General features: G+C 68.2%; 10 protein-coding genes and 1 pseudogene. 5 read left to right on the top strand and 6 right to left on the bottom strand.

Annotated features, from left to right (window positions below; genetic code table 11):
- The first annotated feature begins 225 nt into the window (after positions 1-225).
- Positions 226-1,488 (top strand): MFS transporter, encoded by a 1,263-nt coding sequence (locus tag IT306_19265; GenBank protein ID MCC7370569.1) that lies wholly within the window; start codon positions 226-228, stop codon positions 1,486-1,488.
- 352 nt (positions 1,489-1,840) lie between these two features.
- Here IT306_19265 and IT306_19260 read toward each other — a convergent pair whose 3' ends face one another.
- The 4 genes and pseudogenes from IT306_19260 to IT306_19245 form a co-directional block, all read right to left on the bottom strand.
- Positions 1,841-2,695, bottom strand: a complete 855-nt coding sequence (locus IT306_19260) for a 2-oxoacid:ferredoxin oxidoreductase subunit beta (protein MCC7370568.1) — start codon at positions 2,693-2,695, stop codon at positions 1,841-1,843.
- Position 2,696: 1 nt separating this feature from the next.
- On the bottom strand, positions 2,697-4,472 hold the full coding sequence (locus tag IT306_19255; GenBank protein ID MCC7370567.1) for a 2-oxoacid:acceptor oxidoreductase subunit alpha: 1,776 nt from the start codon (positions 4,470-4,472) through the stop codon (positions 2,697-2,699).
- Positions 4,473-4,971: 499 nt separating this feature from the next.
- Positions 4,972-5,595, bottom strand: coding sequence for an EVE domain-containing protein (locus IT306_19250; protein MCC7370566.1), 624 nt, complete (start codon positions 5,593-5,595; stop codon positions 4,972-4,974).
- Positions 5,596-5,712: 117 nt separating this feature from the next.
- A pseudogene (locus tag IT306_19245) lies at positions 5,713-5,793 on the bottom strand (3-oxoacyl-ACP reductase).
- A 180-nt stretch (positions 5,794-5,973) separates the two neighbouring features.
- Here IT306_19245 and IT306_19240 point away from each other — a divergent pair.
- Positions 5,974-7,089, top strand: a complete 1,116-nt coding sequence (locus tag IT306_19240; GenBank protein ID MCC7370565.1) for a PD40 domain-containing protein — start codon at positions 5,974-5,976, stop codon at positions 7,087-7,089.
- A gap of 68 nt (positions 7,090-7,157) precedes the next feature.
- Here IT306_19240 and IT306_19235 read toward each other — a convergent pair whose 3' ends face one another.
- Entirely contained in the window at positions 7,158-8,006 is an 849-nt protein-coding gene (locus IT306_19235; GenBank protein ID MCC7370564.1) for a hypothetical protein, read from the bottom strand.
- Between the two features lie 397 nt (positions 8,007-8,403).
- On the opposite strand from IT306_19235, the gene IT306_19230 reads away from it, so the two are divergent.
- From IT306_19230 to IT306_19220, 3 genes are all read left to right on the top strand, one after another.
- On the top strand, positions 8,404-10,173 hold the full coding sequence (locus IT306_19230) for a hypothetical protein (protein MCC7370563.1): 1,770 nt from the start codon (positions 8,404-8,406) through the stop codon (positions 10,171-10,173).
- Between the two features lie 557 nt (positions 10,174-10,730).
- Complete coding sequence (locus IT306_19225) at positions 10,731-11,651, top strand: ABC transporter permease (protein ID MCC7370562.1); 921 nt, start codon at positions 10,731-10,733, stop codon at positions 11,649-11,651.
- Positions 11,651-12,556, top strand: a complete 906-nt coding sequence (locus IT306_19220; protein MCC7370561.1) for an ABC transporter permease — start codon at positions 11,651-11,653, stop codon at positions 12,554-12,556. Before IT306_19225 ends, IT306_19220 begins: the two co-directional genes overlap by 1 nt.
- A gap of 162 nt (positions 12,557-12,718) precedes the next feature.
- Here the strand turns inward: IT306_19220 and IT306_19215 are convergent, their stop codons facing one another.
- Positions 12,719-14,941, bottom strand: a complete 2,223-nt coding sequence (locus tag IT306_19215) for an NADP-dependent isocitrate dehydrogenase (protein MCC7370560.1) — start codon at positions 14,939-14,941, stop codon at positions 12,719-12,721.
- Positions 14,942-15,408: the final 467 nt, after the last annotated feature.

Here is a 15,408-nt window from a genome sequence, read left to right as displayed (position 1 = left end):
CCGTCACAGCGTCGCTGCGCGACGGACGCCGGGAACAGCATCGTCCGGTGAGACCGGGGCGTCGCGCAGCGACTGAATGACGGTAGGCGGGGCTTTCAAGCCCCGACGACGCCGCACGACGCGCTCGTCATGCGATTGCCCTGGCCTGCGTGTCCATGACGGTTTACTCAACGGTGGCAACGCAGCTACACTGCCGGCCTGACATGGCGGAGGAGTCGAGAGGGCGTGGCTGAAGGGCTGGCAGTCGGGAGCGTTGACACCGTCATGCGCGGCCCGCACCGCACCGCGCCGCGCGTCCTGTTCATGGCCGCCTGCCTGCACACCTGCAACGACGCCATGTTCGCGGTGATGTATCCACTGCTGCCGCTGATCGCCGCCGACCTCGGCCTCTCCTACGCCGAGGTCGGGATCGTCAAAGCGCTCTACAGCGGCGCGTCGGCGGTGCTCCAGTTACCGGCCGGTGTGCTCGGGGAGCGGTTCGCAGAGTACTGGCTGCTGGCGCTCGGCAACGGCTGGGGGGCGGTCGGGCTGCTAGGCATGGCCGCTGCCACCTCGTTCCCGATCTTGCTCGTGCTTTCGGTGCTGGCCGGCCTGGGCGGCAACTTCCAGCATCCGCTCGCATCGACGATGGTGGCGCGGGCGTTCGAGGGCGGCCGGCGTGGCACGGCCATCGGGACGCTGAACTTCGCCGGCGACCTGGGCAAGATGGCCGCGCCGGCGCTGGTCGGTCTGTTCGCCCTGCCCTACGGCTGGCGGACGGCGCTGGTGGCGCTCGGCCTGTTCGGCATCGCCTTCTCGGTGACGATGTGGCTGCTGAAAGCCTGGGTCAACCCGCCGACCGCCCCGCCGCCGCACGCCGAGCCGGTGACGCCAACAACGGTTCAAACTGCATCGAGCAGCACCGTGGTCGTCCCGCGCGAGCGCCACATCGGCGGCGTCCCGCCGGCCTACTGGCTGCTCTCGCTGGTCGGGCTGATGGATGCCAGCACCCGGGCGGCCGCCTTGACCTTCCTGCCGTTCGCGCTGGACCGACAGGGGATCGATCCGGTCGGCGTCGGGTTCGTGTTCGGCGTGGTGTTCGTGGGCGGGGCGCTCGGCAAGCTGTTCTGCGGTCCGCTGGGGGATCGGTTCGGTCCGTTCGCCATCATCGTGCTGACGGAGTCTACGACGGCCCTGGCCCTGATGGGTCTGGTGTGGGGGCCGTCGGCAGTCCTGCTGCCGCTGGCGGTGGTGTTCGGCTTCGGGCTGAACGGGACATCCTCGGTGCTGTACGCGGCGGTCGCGTCACTGGTGCCAGACGGCAAGCGCGGCCGGGGCTACGGCCTCTACTACACGGTGATCGACGTGGCAGCGGCCATCATGACGGCGCTCTACGGCTACTACGCCGACTGGTCAGGGTTGGACTGGACCTTCGCCCTGATGGCGCTGCTGACCTTCGCCGTGATCCCCCTGGCGATCCCCCTGCGATCCCGCCTGTCCGTTGCGTGAAGGCTGGACGCCGACGGGTAGCCTTCGTGTGTCTGTGTCCCCCGACTGGCATCGTACCCGTGCGCGGTGGTGCTCACATGCGCGAACCTACCGGCGTTCCCGGTCTGCACGGTCGACCCCAGCCTGTCGCAGAATCCGGGCAAACAGGCCAGCGCCGACATCACCCTGGAAGCCATCGCTCTCCACGTCGTAGGACGAATCCTCAGGAAGTATCTCGTAGCGCGCATGACGCATCGCGCTCCGAATGTCGCCCGTAAGCATTGCGTCGCCTCCTGAGCGCCCATCGAGCAAGAGGGCGGCGGCCCGTCGCCGGACCGCCGCCCCCAAGACCCGAAACCCAGAACCCGTGAGATCAGCCGTAGCGGCGGAACAGATCCTCGATCACGGCCGGCGCGTTCTCCTCGGTCCCGATCTTCGCCGCCTGGAGGTGATCCTCGAAGCTGGCGCCCTCCTCGCGGTACAGCACGCCGAGGTACATCGGGTCGTCCGACGAAGCGTACTCAATCGCCCGGTGCAGGTCCGAGGGATCGTAGTCCTTCGGGAGATCGGCGACCTCCTCGCGGTACGCCTTGAACGTGTTGACCTTGTTGAAGGTTGGGCAGGGGCTGAACGTGTCGATGACGGCAAACCCGTTGTGGTTGATGCCCTCGACGATCAGCTCCGCCAGCTCCTTCGGCTTGCCAGAGAAGCCGCGCGCCACGAACGTCGCGCCGCTGGCAATCGCCAGCCGCAGCGGGTTGATCGGCCGATCCGGCGTCCCCTTCGGGGTCGTCTTGGTGACGAAGCCGACCTGGCTGGTGGGCGAGGTCTGGCCCTTCGTCAGGCCGTAGATGTTGTTGTCCATGATGACGTAGCAGATGTCGAGGTTGCGGCGCGCGGCATGCACGAAGTGCCCGCCGCCGATGGCGAACGCGTCGCCGTCGCCGCCCATCGCCAGCACCTTGAGGTTCGGGTTGGCGACCTTCACACCCGTCGCGATGGGCATGGCCCGGCCGTGGACACCGTGGAAGCCGTAGCTGGCCACGAAGAACGGCAGGCGGCTGGAGCAGCCGATGCCCGACACGACCACCACGTCCTTGGTCTGGAGGCCCTTCTGACGCATCGCGTTGTACAGGCCGTTGAGCACGCCGAAGTCGCCACACCCAGGGCACCACGTCGGCTTCTCGTCGCTCTTGTACGCCTCCAGTGGCAGAGGCTGTACTGCCACGTTATCGGGCATGCTGATGGACTCCTTCGATCTCCTGAACCAGCCGCGCTACGGTGAAGACGCCGCCAGAGTAGTCGGTGATGGACACGACGTCCCGCAGGTAGCGCGCCCGCATCAACTGCGCCAACTGCCCCGTGTAGTTCATCTCCGGGACCAGCACGACCCGCTTCGACTGCATGAACGGCTGCAACTGCTTATCGGGCAGCGGCCAGACCATGCGCGGAGCCATCGCCGCGACCTTGATGCCCTTCTGCGCCAGCACGTCGATGGCCTCGACCACGACGCCCCACATCGAGCCCCAGCACACGAGGCCGACATCCGCCGTCGGATCGCCGTAGTAGTGGGCGGCCGGCGCGTTCTCGCGTGCTGCCTCGAGCTTGTTGAACCGCTTGTGCGTCATCTGCTGATGGTTGGCAGCGTCCGAGCGCGGGCGGCCCGACTCGTTGTGCTCCAGGCCGGTCGCGACGTACTGGCCGCCGTCCTGGCCGGGCGCCGACATCGGGGAGACGCCGGACTCGGTCAGGGCGTACCGCTTGTAGCCGCTCTCGACGCCCAGGCCAGCAGCGCCGTTCGTACCGTTGCCCTCATGCGGCGTGATGCCAAGGCGGTTGACGATCTCGTAGGCGGAGACGTCAGGCGTCGGGATGCTCTCGGTGCGAACGCCGAGGGTGGTGTCGCCCATCAGCAGGACCGGCATCTGATACTGCTCGGCCAGGTTGAAGGCGTTGATCGCCTGGGTGAAGCAGTCCGCGACGGAGACCGGCGCCAGCACGATGCGCTGAATCTCGCCGTGGCCGCCCAGCGCCGCGAGGAAGAGGTCGCCCTGCTCCTGGCGCGTCGGCATGCCCGTCGAGGGGCCAGCCCGCTGCGCGTCCACGACGACGACCGGGATCTCGGCCATCGACGAGAGGCCCATCAGCTCGACCATCAGGCTGACGCCCGGGCCAGAGGTGGCCGTCATCGACTTCTTGCCAGCGTAGGAGGAGCCAATCGCCATGCCGAGCGCCGACATCTCATCTTCGGCCTGTACCACGGAGCCGCCCACCTTCGGCAGCTCGGCAGCCAGGAACTCCATGATGTCGGTGGCCGGGGTGATCGGGTAGCCGGCGTAGACGCGGCATCCGGCCACCAGCGAGCCCATCGCGATGGCCTGGTTGCCCGAGACCACGATGCGGGCCTCGTTGCCGAAATCGCCGGGCTTGACCTGGAGCGCGCCGCGCTCCGGGATGTTGCGCTCGACGTAGCCGATGCCGGCGTCCAGCGCCTGGTAGTTCTTGTTCAGCACCACATCGCCCTTGCGAGCAAAGCGCTGGTGGAGCAGCTTGCGGATGTACTCTGGATCGAGCCCGAACAGCGCGGAGATCGCACCCACCGCGACGACGTTCTTGCCAAGCTCGAACTGGAGCTCCTTCCGGGCGATGTCGGTCAGCGGGAGGGCGTGCTGCTGATAGCGGCCGTCGTTCTCCGGCGGAGTAAAGTCGCCAGAATCGTAGAGGAGGAGGCCGCCATCGCGAAGCTCGCGGATGTTGCGGTCGTACCCTTCGCGGTTGAAGGCCAGCAGAATGTCGACCACGTCACCACGCGAGAACAGCCTGCGCGGCGCGAGCCTGATCTGAAACAGTGAATGGCCGCCCTTGATCTCCGCAGGGGGCACAGAATCGGTCAACACGCCGTAGCCGGCCCTGGCTGCCGCCAGGGTGATGAGCTGACCGGTGCTCAGCACACCTTCGCCAGCCTCGCCTGCTACCCGGATGACCAGGTCATCGCGTTCTGCCATCATTCCTCCCAGCTCCCGCGCGGCGTGTTAAGCCATCCGGGGCACGACGGTGGGCCTCGAAACGAGCTGGCGACAAAATAATGGCGCCGCAGCGGGCGCCGGGACGGTCTCGCTTCGTGCTGTTGCCGTGTGTTGACGGGCCTCTTGACCCTTGACCAACGGAGAGCTGACCTCTTTTTCCTGGTGATTTCGATTATAGCCCTGCCCAAACAGGGGCGCTACCACCAGAACCCGATCCCACACCCTGCTCGCACTCCGAGCATTCACGGTCAAAACGCTCGCCGCACCGCCCACAAGACGCCGATCGCAGCACGCCGTCTCTTCGAGTGCGGCTCACAGAGAATGGTAACGCGCAAGGGTGACGGCTCGGCCCGGGTGCGCCGGCATCGGACGTTGCGCCGCCATACTGTTGAAACGGTTGAGCGTCGCGCGAGGATCTCTCCCGATAGGCCGTCGCACGAACGCATGCACCGGACGCCCGCGCCACGGCACAGCCTCCTCAGTTCGGGACGGGCGTCTCCGGCGTCACCATCAGCGACTCGCCATCCTCGACGGTGACAGGCGTCTCGGCGGCGACGATGGACGGCGCGACCAGCGTGGTCGAAACCTCCTCGACGACAACCAGTCGCTCGACTACGGTCTGCGTGATCGTCAAGGTCGGGCGGGGCCGCTGCGGCGGACGCTCGCGGCGTCTCGAACGCCGGTCGATGGTCCGCTTCATCTCGTGCTCGATCAGCGAGAAGTCCTGCGACGAGAGCAGGTGAATCTGGCCCTGGAACGCCAGCGGCCAGTCCTCCGGCGCCCACCGTTTGACGTACAGCATGCGCGGAGCGATCTGCCGGGCGTCGAGGTACTCGTACCACTGGAGGGTCACGTCTGGCCGCACCTGCACCCGCCAGGGCGCCACGTCCGGGCGGCGCTCGGTGCTGATCCAGATCGGAGTCTGGTCCTCGAAGAAGGTGGACGAGACGGTCGCCGTCAGCGGAAAGACCTGCATCCCCGTCACGTAGAAGAGGACACGGTCTCCGAGCGCCATGCGCTCCGCCTTCTTCCGATGGCGCGACTTCAGCCCGACGACATCGAAACCCCGCTGCCGCGAGATCTCGAAGTTCTCTGGGCTCATGACGATCATCCAGTGGCTGCCGGGCACAGTCCTTCCCCCAGAGCGGCACGTGCTGACAGCGTACCACATCCGCGCCGGACGACAGACGCAGAGGGCCGCCTGTGTCTCTCAGAGCGTCAGCCCGGCCTTCGAGGCGGCGTCATTCGACTGCCCGACGTTCCCCAACGCCGCGATAGACGCCGTGTTGACGATCCGCCCATTTGACGATCCGCCCATTTGACGATCCTGGCCACGTCCGCCGCCTGGCTCACGTCGCCGGCCAGTGCCAGCACCTCGTCGGGGGTTGAGGCATCTCAGAGCGGCTCCTCGTGCGTACACTCGGGTAGACCACGTCGGCGGGGACAGAACCTGCCGGCACACGGACTCGGGAGCGAACGCATGGCGGCGTACAGATCGGTACCCACTGGCGGTGCTCGGCGGCGGGTGATCCGCCGGCGAACGCTGCTGCTCGGAGCGCTGGCCGCCGGCTCCTGCCTGCTCTGGCCGGCCGGGACCACGCTGGCCCACACCTGCACGCCGGACGCCACCGTGGCGGGCTCGGGGCGGTTGCTGGTGCCGAAGGCCAGCGGCGTGAGCGTCTTCGAGCTGCCCGGGCGGATGCAGCGCACCATCGCCATCACGCCGGCACAGGGTGTGGCGACGGCGGTGGCGGCCTCTCGGGACGGATCGCTCCTGGCCGTGCCGCGTTTCTGGCGGCCCCCGGCCGACCGTGTCGGTGGCCAGGACATCCTGCTGGTCGGCCCCGGTGGCGGAGCGCCCATCGGGACGCTGCCGCGGAGTCGGCCGGGCGAGGCGCTCGGATCACCCAGCTGGCTGCCCGACGGCTCGCTGGTCTACGAGCGGCGCGTCCTCAGCGGCACGAACGAGATCGTGCAGATCGAGCGGGCAGCGCCAGGGGGGACGGCACAGGTGCTCGCGGAGGACGCGTCGTCGCCGTCCACCTCACCCGATGGCGCGTTGCTGGCGCTGGTCCGCTTCGCCGGAACCGACAGGCTGAGCGTGATGACGGTCGGCGGCGGCCCCGAGCACGTCATCGTGGATCAGCCTCAACTCCTGTCCATCGCCTTCCCGCGCTTCTCGCCGGACGGAACGTGGATCGCGTTTACGGCAGCGTCAGACCCGGGCGTGGCCGCCGAGGAACGCCCGGATCTTCCCGCTGACACGCCGCCCACCGACCGTCCTACAGGCTCGGGGGTGCATCCGCGCGTCGGCTACCGTCTGCCCTTGCTCACCGACACTCCGCCCCCGATCGGCGCGAGGACGGTGCGCGCGCACGGCGTGCCGTGGGATGTGTGGGTGGTCCGCCCTGACGGATCGGAGCTGCGGCAGGTGACGACGTTCGCGGACGACGACTCGTCGGTGACGTGGTCGCCAGACGGTCAGCATCTGGCGACGTTCTCGGCCGAGGCGATGCACGTCGTGTCGGTGGACGGCGCCGCGAGCTACTGCCTGGCCGGCGAGGGGGGCTACGGCGGCATCGAGTGGCTGCCGTAGCGAGCGGGGACGCCCGAGCCGAACCCCTGGAATCCCCTCGCCCCTGCCTACGGCCCACGACCCACGATCTACTTCGTAAACGTGTACACCTGGCTCCGGACCGGCTCCGTGATCGGCGTCGTGATGCCCATCGTGCCGAGCGCGCCCTGCACATCGGCGATGGTCGTGCCGCCAGCAGGCACCTGCACGCGGTGGTGGTGCGGCAGCAGCGTCTTCAGGTTCGGGTTGTCGGTTCCGGTCAGCCGGATCGCCGTCGCCACGTCGACCGGGTCGGTCCCGGCGGCCATGTGGAAGATCATGGCATCGGGCTTGTAGTTCGCGGCCCAGAGCGCCTGATCCTGGGTCGCCGCCGAGCTGCCGGTGAAGTAGACGGTCCAGCCGTTCTCAAACGTGATGTAGAAGCCCACGGCCGGGCCGCTGTAGCCCTGGCTCACCGCGCCATCCTGGAGCGGCAGCCCGGAGCCGTGCACCGAGTTGACCAGCCGCACCGTGATGCCGTCCATCTTGAACTGCTGGCCCGGGTTGCTCCGCACGACCTGCGTGTTGGGGATGCCGCGCGCCATGAAGTGGGTGCCCAGCTCGAACGGCACGACCACCCGAGCGCCGGTCTTCTGCGCGATCTCGAACGTCTGGCCGATCTCGTCGCCGTGGCCATCGGCGGCCAGAATCACGTCGGCCTGCGAGAGATCGTCCAAACTCACCGTTGAGTCGGGGTTGGTCAGGAACGGGTTGATCAGGATGATCTTGCCGTTGACAGACGTGAACCGGAAGTGGGACCACCCGAACCATTCCATCGTGACCGCGCCGCCTTGCGCGCTGGCCGGCGTCGCGGCCGGCACCAGTGCGACGACGAGCGCAACGACCAGCGCCGCCCCAACAGCCAGCGCACGCGAGCCAGCCCGAACGAGCATGCCCATGATCCACCCCTCTGCGTAGAGGATCGAAGTGCGCCGCCACTGGCGCACGCCCGGCATCCGACCAGCCGCGCGTGTCGGCAACGCCTGCCCCACTCTACGAATCCCGAAACGGCACGGATTCAAGGCCGCACGGCCTCAGGGCTGAGCCTCAGGGCTGACGCGTGGCAGGCGCCGCGGCAACCGCGCCTGAGCGCGCCGCACAATCGCGCGCGCCCTCGTTATGGGCAGCACGCCACCACCGGGTACACTACGCCAGTACGCACCATTACCCCCACGCCCGGCGCCCCGTCTGCCCCCTCGGATCGTCAGGCCGCGTACTGGCCCTTTGTCCTGGCTCCTCTGCTGCCGCGCCGCTGGCGCATCCCACTGGCCGCCCCCCTACGAAGGAGTCCCCCTCATGTCGGTGACACGACGCCACTTCCTCCAGTTGATCGCCGTTGGCTCAGGCGCAGCGCTGCTCAGCGCCTGCGCGTCAGCACCGGCCGCCGCACCAACGGCCGGCCCGACTGCCGCGCCGAAGGTGGTGCCGACGGCGCCGCCGCCGCAGGCCCAGCCGGCCGCCGCGGCGTCGCCGGCCGCGTCACCAGCCGCTGCAGCGTCACCGGCCGCCTCGCCGGCCGCCGGAGCTTCGCCAGCCGCGTCGCCGGCGGCCTCCCCGGCAGCGGCAGCCCCGCAGACTGCGCCCGCTGCTGCCAGCGGCTCGGCGGCAGGCGGCGCCGGCGACTTCATCATCGCCGATGGCACCGAGCCGGCCAGCCTCGATCCCGCGCCCGGCACCGGCCCGTTCCAGTCCGCCCTCAACCCGATCTACGAAGGGTTGACGACCTGGAGCGAGAAGATGGAGCTGCAGCCGGCCCTGGCCACCACCTGGGAAGCCTCGCCGGACGGCAAGACCTGGACGTTCAAGCTGCGCCAGGGTGTCAAGTTCCACGACGGCACGCCGTTCACCTCGCAGGCGGTGAAGGTCACCCTGGAGCACCTGCTCGACAGCGCGACCGGCTCCTCGCGGCGCGCCAGCTACACCCTGATCAAGAGCATCGAGACCCCGGACGATGGCACCGTCCGCATCGTCACCGATCCGCCGACCCCAGACCTGCCGTTCCTGATGGCGGACGGCTCGGCCCGCATCATCAGCCCAACGGCGCTCCAGAAGTTTGGGAAGGACTTCGGGCGGAACCCGGTCGGGACTGGCCCCTTCAAGTTTGTCGAGTGGGTGCCGAACCAGCGGGTCATCGCCGAGCAGTTCGCGGACTACTGGGGGCCGAAGCCGGGCGCGCGCCGCTGGATCTACCGCCCGATCCCCGAAGCGGCCGGCCGCGTGGTGGCGCTCAAGACCGGTGAGGCCGACGTGGTACTCAACCTGCCGGCCGCCGATGTCGACGCGCTGAAGTCGGATGCCAACCTCGCCGTGACCATCACACCGGGCCTCACCATCATCGAGGCCGAGCCGCGCCAGTCCAAGCCGCCGTTCAACAACGTCAAGGTGCGGTACGCCCTCAATCAGGCTATCGACAAGGACGCCATCATCAACAGCGTCCTGCGCGGGGCGGCCCTGCCGCTGCGGACGCCGTCGATCCCGGGCCTGTTCGGCACCTACGACTTCGATCCGCTGCCGTTCGACCCGGCCAAGGCGAAGGCGTTGCTGGCCGAGGCCGGCTACGCCAACGGCTTCGACGCCACCATCCGCTACGTCAGTGGGCGCTGGTCCGGCGACGATCAGGTGGCCGAGGCGATGCAGGGCTTCTGGAACAACATCGGCATCAAGACGACCATCATGAAGATCCAGAGCGCCGAGCTGGTGCCGCAGCTCTCGGCCGACCCGGACACGATGGCCGGCTCGGTCTTCCTGCTGCTGAAGACCAGCGAGTACGTGGACTACCACCTCTACCGCATGTACCACTCGGACGCGACCACCAAGAACGTCTCGGCCCAGCGGTACGCCTACGGCAACCCGGAGGTGGACAAGCTCCTGAACGAGCAGCAGCGCGAGTTCGACCCGAACAAGCGCCTGCCGATCCTCAAGCAGGCGCAGGAGCTGATCTGGAAGGACATGCCGCTGGTCTTCCTGGCGCACCAGTCGAACGTCTGGGGCCAGCGCAAGAACGTGAGCGGGTTCAAGTACATGCCGTCCGGCTCGGTCCAGCCGGGCACCGTCACCAAGTCCTGAGGCCGAGTCCACCGCTATGCGTCGTCGCGCCGGAGCCCCGCACCCCGTCACCAGGGGTTCGCTTCTTCTCGTAGATGCTCGCGGGCTGACGGAGCGGAGAGGCGACGGATGACGCACGCGGTGTGTGGCGGACAATCCTCTCGTTATCCCGAGCGAAGTGAGCCCGCGAACGAAGTCGAGGGATCTTCGGTGGCATTGAGGAGCTGGCTGCGAAGATCCCTCCACTCCGCTCGCAGGCTCGCTACGGTCGGGATGACGGGTTGGCTTGCGGCGGTGCTGCCACCTCGACCATCGGCAATGGCATTCGGCCAGGCAACGCCTTCACCCAGGCGCGGAAGCATTCGAGGGATGTCGGCGACGGTCCGCCGGAAGTGGTTACGGCATCGTTACCGTGGACCACTTCCGCATACCTTTGCCTCAGGGGAGCGTGAGTCGTTGCCGCTGGAATGGATGTACTGGACAGAGGTCCACGACGCGGGCCGGTTCTGGAAACTCTGGGAGGATGAACTGCAGCCAGAAGCACCTACTCGTTCTGATCCAGCGCGCGAGGCTGTGAGATGACCCGGTACATCGTGATGCGGCTGCTCTGGCTCGTGCCCGTCGTGCTCGGCGTCTCCCTGATCGTCTTCACCATCATGAAGATGGTCCCGGGAGACGTGGCCCAGGTTATCGCGGGGATGGACGGCACCGCCGAGGACGTGGCCCTGATCCGCCGCGAGCTGGGCCTCGACCGGCCCGTCTACGAGCAGTACCTGACGTTCCTCTGGCGCTCGCTCCAGGGCGACTTCGGGCGGTCGGCCGTCACCAAGCGGCCGGTCACCGAGGAGATCGCCAGCCGCATCGGCCCGACCCTCGAGCTGGCGGTGGCGGCGTTCGCCGTCGCCATCGTCCTTGGCCTGATCGCCGGGATCGTCTCGGCCACGCACCGCTACACGGTCTGGGACAACCTCGCCACGCTGATCTCGCTGATCGGCGTCTCGATGCCGGTCTTCTGGCTCGGGCTGATGCTGATGATGCTGTTCTCGGTCACGCTCGGCTGGCTGCCAAGCTCGGGGGCCGGGTCGTTCTCGCAGTTAATCCTGCCAGCCCTGGCGCTCGGCTCGGCCTCCACGGCGATCATCGCCCGCCAGACCCGTTCGGGCCTGCTGGAAGTCCTCGGACAGGACTACGTGCGGACCGCCCGCGCCAAGGGCCTGACCGAGCAGGCGGTCCTGGTCAAGCACGCGCTCAAGAACGCCCTCATTCCCACCATCACCGTGGCGGGCCTCCAGGTCGGTTACCTGATGGGCGGCGCGGTCCTGGCCGAGACCGTCTTCGCGCGGCCAGGATTGGGCCGGCTGCTGGTCGAGTCCATCGCCCAGCGGAACATCCCCGTGGTGCAGACCACCATCATGCTGCTCTCGGTGACGTTCGTCCTGGTCAACCTCGCCGTCGATCTGCTGTACGTCAAGCTCGATCCACGCATTCAGTACGACTGATGACCATGACGACGACCTCTTCGACAACTGCGGCAGCCGCGCCGCCACCAGCGCGGGCGGTCCCCTACGTCCTCTCGCGGGCCGTCATCCGACAGTTCACGCGCAGCCGGGCGGCGGTCGTCGGGCTGGCGATCACCGTCTTCTTCATCGCCGTGGCCGTGCTCGCGCCTCTGCTCGCGCCCCACGATCCGACGGCGTTCACCCTGGGGCAGAACCTCAAGCCGCCGTCCGCCACCTACCCGCTCGGCACCGACGAGCTTGGCCGCGACATCCTCAGTCGCCTGCTGTACGGGGCGCAGATCACCCTGTTGATCACCCTCGGAGCCGTGCTGGTCTCGCTGATCATCGGCACGACGCTCGGCATCGTGGCCGGCTTCCTGGGCGGCTGGGCCGACACGCTGATCATGCGGGTGATGGACATCCTGCTGGCGATGCCCGGCTTCCTGCTGGCCATTGCCATCATCGCGGCGCTCGGAGCCGGCACCTTGAACGTCGTCATCGCCGTGGGCGTCTTCTCGATCCCGGCCTTCGCGCGCGTGGCGCGCGGCTCGACGCTGACCGTCAAGCAGCAGGACTACGTCCTGTCGGCGCGCGCGCTCGGCTCAGCGCCAGGGCGGATCATGTGGCGGCACGTCCTCCCGAACGTCACGCCGCCGCTGATCGTACAGACCTCGCTGCGGCTCGCGACGGCGATCCTGACAGCCTCTGGCCTCTCGTTTCTGGGCCTGGGACCGCAGCCGCCGACGCCCGAGTGGGGCGCGATGCTCAGCTCCGGCCGCAACATGATCACCAGCAGCCCGCAGCTTGCGACCATCCCCGGGCTGGCGATCCTGCTGGTGGCCGTGGGCTTCAACCTGCTGGGCGACGGCCTGCGCGACGCGCTGGATCCACGCCTGAAGCGGTAGCGTCGTGGGTCGTGCACTATGAGGCTCGGCGAAAGTACGCGACATGAGGAGCGGCGCGCATCCTCCCGAAATGACCACAACTCGTTTCAGAGACGCTGTCGCCCGCTGAACTGTACGCGGGAGCGGGGTCGGGGGGTGAGGGTTGTCCCTTCCATGCGCCCGCTACAGGCTCGCCAGCAGGTCGTTGAACGTCTTTGACGGCCGCATCACCGCCGTCGCCCTCTCCGGATCGGGGCGGTAGTAGCCGCCGACATCCGCCGACGCCCCCTGGACTGCCAGCAGCTCGCCGGCAATCGCCGCCTCGCTGGCGCGCAAACCGGCTGCCAGCGGCTTGAAGACACCGGCCAGGGCCGCGTCCTGCGTCTGCTTCGCCAGCTCCTCGGCCCAGAACAGCCCCAGGTAGAAGTGGCTGCCGCGTGTGTCGATCTGCCCGACGCGCCGGCTGGGCGACTTGTCCTGATCCAGGAACGAGGCGTTGGCACGGTCCAGCGTGTCGGCCAGGATCTGGGCGTGCGCGTTGCCCGTCGTCTGCGCCAGGTGCTCGAAGCTCGCAGCCAGCGCCAGGAACTCGCCGAGACTGTCCCAGCGCAGGTGGTTCTCGGCCAGCAACTGCTCGACGTGCTTCGGGGCCGAGCCGCCCGCGCCGGTCTCGAACATGCCGCCGCCGGCGATCAACGGCACCACCGAGAGCATCTTGGCGCTCGTGCCCAGCTCCATGATCGGGAAGAGGTCGGTCAGGTAGTCGCGCAGCACGTTCCCCGTGACCGAGATCGTGTCCTGTCCCTTACGGATGCGCTCCAGGCTGAACGTCGTCGCCGCGACGGGCGCCAGGATCTCAATCTGCAGGCCAGAAGTGTCGTGCTCAGGGAGATACTGTTGCACCTTCGCCTTGACGTTGGCGTCGTGCGGGCGCGTCTCGTCCAGCCAGAAGACGGCCGGCGTGCCTGACAGGCGGGCGCGGGTGACGGCCAGCTTGACCCAGTCACGGACCGGGAGATCCTTGGTCTGGCACATCCGCCAGATATCGCCCTCGGACACCGAGTGCTCGAAGATCGTCTTGCCAGACTGATCGACCACTCGGACGGTGCCCGTCGCCGGGATCTCAAACGTCTTGTCGTGGCTGCCGTACTCCTCGGCAGCCTGGGCCATCAGCCCGACGTTCGGCACCGTCCCCATCGTCTTCGGGTCGAAGGGGCCGTTGGCGCGGCAGTCGTCGATCGTCGCCTGGTAGACGCCGGCGTAGCTGCTGTCTGGGATGACGGCCAGCGTGTCGGCCTCCTTGCCGTCTGGCCCCCACATGTGGCCGCCGTTGCGGATCATGGCCGGCATCGACGCGTCGATGATGACATCGCTCGGAACGTGCAGCCCGGTGATCCCGTTCGCAGAGTCGACCATCGCCAGGGCCGGGCCGTTGGCGAGGTCTTCCTTGATGGCCGCCTCGACCGCCGCCTGCTGCTCGGCCGGCAGCTTCTGCGCCGCCGTCAGGATCGCGCCCAGGCCCTCGTCAGGGTCGCCGTTGACGGATGCCAGCGCGCCGCCGTGCTGCGCGAACGTGCGCGGCAGGAACGCCTTCAGCGCGTGGCCGAAGATGATCGGGTCGGACACCCGCATCATGGTGGCCTTGATCTGGAGCGAGAAGAGCGTGCCCTCAGACTTCGCCCGCGCGATGGCCGCGTCCAGGAACTCGCGCAGGGCCGCCACGCTCATCACGCTGGCGTCCACGATCTCGCCGGCCTTGACTGGCACCGACTCGCGCAGGACGGTGGTCGAGCCGTCCTCGCCGGCCAGCTCGATCCGCAGCGAGCCGTCGCCCTCGATGACCGCCGACTTCTCGCTCGCCCGGAAGTTGCCAGACGCCATCGTGGCGACGTTGGTCTTGGAGTCGGATGACCAGGGCGCCATCGAGTGCGGGTGCTTGCGCGCGTAGTTCTTGACCGAGGCCGGCGCGCGGCGGTCGGAGTTGCCCTCGCGAAGGACCGGGTTCACCGCGCTCCCGAGCACCTTGCCGTAGCGCGCCCGGATCTCCTTCTCTTCGTCCGTCTTCGGCTGGTCCGGGAAGTCCGGGAGCGCGTACCCCTGCGATTGCAGTTCGGCAATCGCCTCCTTGAGCTGCGAGACCGAGGCGCTGATGTTCGGCAGCTTGATGATGTTCGCCTCGGGGCGCAGGGTCAGCGCGCCAAGCTCGGCCAGCGCATCCCCGATCTGCTGCTCGGGCTTCAGATACTCCGGGAACTTCGCGATGATGCGGCCGGCGAGCGAGATGTCTCGCGTCTCGACGGCGACGCCGGCCTTCGCAGCGTACGCCTGGATGATGGGCAAGAACGAGTAGGTGGCGAGGAGCGGCGCTTCATCTGTGTGGGTGTAGATGATCTTGGAGTCGGTCACGGCAATGCACCCCATCGAACAACCAGGGCAGGCACGGCCCCCGTGGCCTCAACCGTCCTGGTGGTCCGTTCGTGTCAGACTTGAGGACGCCCCTCTTGCGGCGCGAGGGCTGGCGCTCGTAGAAGAGGATACTACCCCTGCCGGGCAGATTGTAGGGAGGCGTCGGGGCAGATGGGCGGTCGCGGGCTGGCTCGTGCGTCCGAGGCGACTATCGCTGGCTGCGCTGCTGGGCACCGCCGGGCCGTGCTACGCAAGGCGATTGCCCGTTGGGCGGGTCGTACAGCGTCGTCGGGGCTTGAAAGCCCCGCCTACCATCCTGCAGTCGCTGCGCGACGCTCCCGTCGCACCAGTGCCTGCCGTTCCCGACGGCCGTCGCGCAGCAACTGCATGCGTGTAGGTGGGGACGTCAGTCCCCGCCCGCCCGTTCCATGATGCTTCGGGTACACCAATGAACATGCAATCGCCCT

This window comes from Chloroflexota bacterium (genome assembly GCA_020850535.1).
Lineage (GTDB): Bacteria > Chloroflexota > UBA6077 > UBA6077 > JACCZL01 > JADZEM01.
The sequence above is the reverse complement of the archived record's forward strand: the minus strand, read 5'-3'. Positions and strand labels throughout refer to the sequence as shown.

Excerpts from the sequence above, each read along its gene's own strand:
- IT306_19255 (MCC7370567.1), bottom strand. The coding sequence starts at position 4,472 with ATGGCAGAACGCGATGACCTGGTCATCCGGGTAGCAGGCGAGGCTGGC.
- IT306_19250 (MCC7370566.1), bottom strand. The coding sequence starts at position 5,595 with ATGAGCCCAGAGAACTTCGAGATCTCGCGGCAGCGGGGTTTCGATGTC.
- IT306_19240 (MCC7370565.1), top strand. The coding sequence starts at position 5,974 with ATGGCGGCGTACAGATCGGTACCCACTGGCGGTGCTCGGCGGCGGGTG.
- IT306_19235 (MCC7370564.1), bottom strand. The coding sequence starts at position 8,006 with ATGGGCATGCTCGTTCGGGCTGGCTCGCGTGCGCTGGCTGTTGGGGCG.
- IT306_19230 (MCC7370563.1), top strand. The coding sequence starts at position 8,404 with ATGTCGGTGACACGACGCCACTTCCTCCAGTTGATCGCCGTTGGCTCA.
- IT306_19225 (MCC7370562.1), top strand. The coding sequence starts at position 10,731 with ATGACCCGGTACATCGTGATGCGGCTGCTCTGGCTCGTGCCCGTCGTG.
- IT306_19220 (MCC7370561.1), top strand. The coding sequence starts at position 11,651 with ATGACCATGACGACGACCTCTTCGACAACTGCGGCAGCCGCGCCGCCA.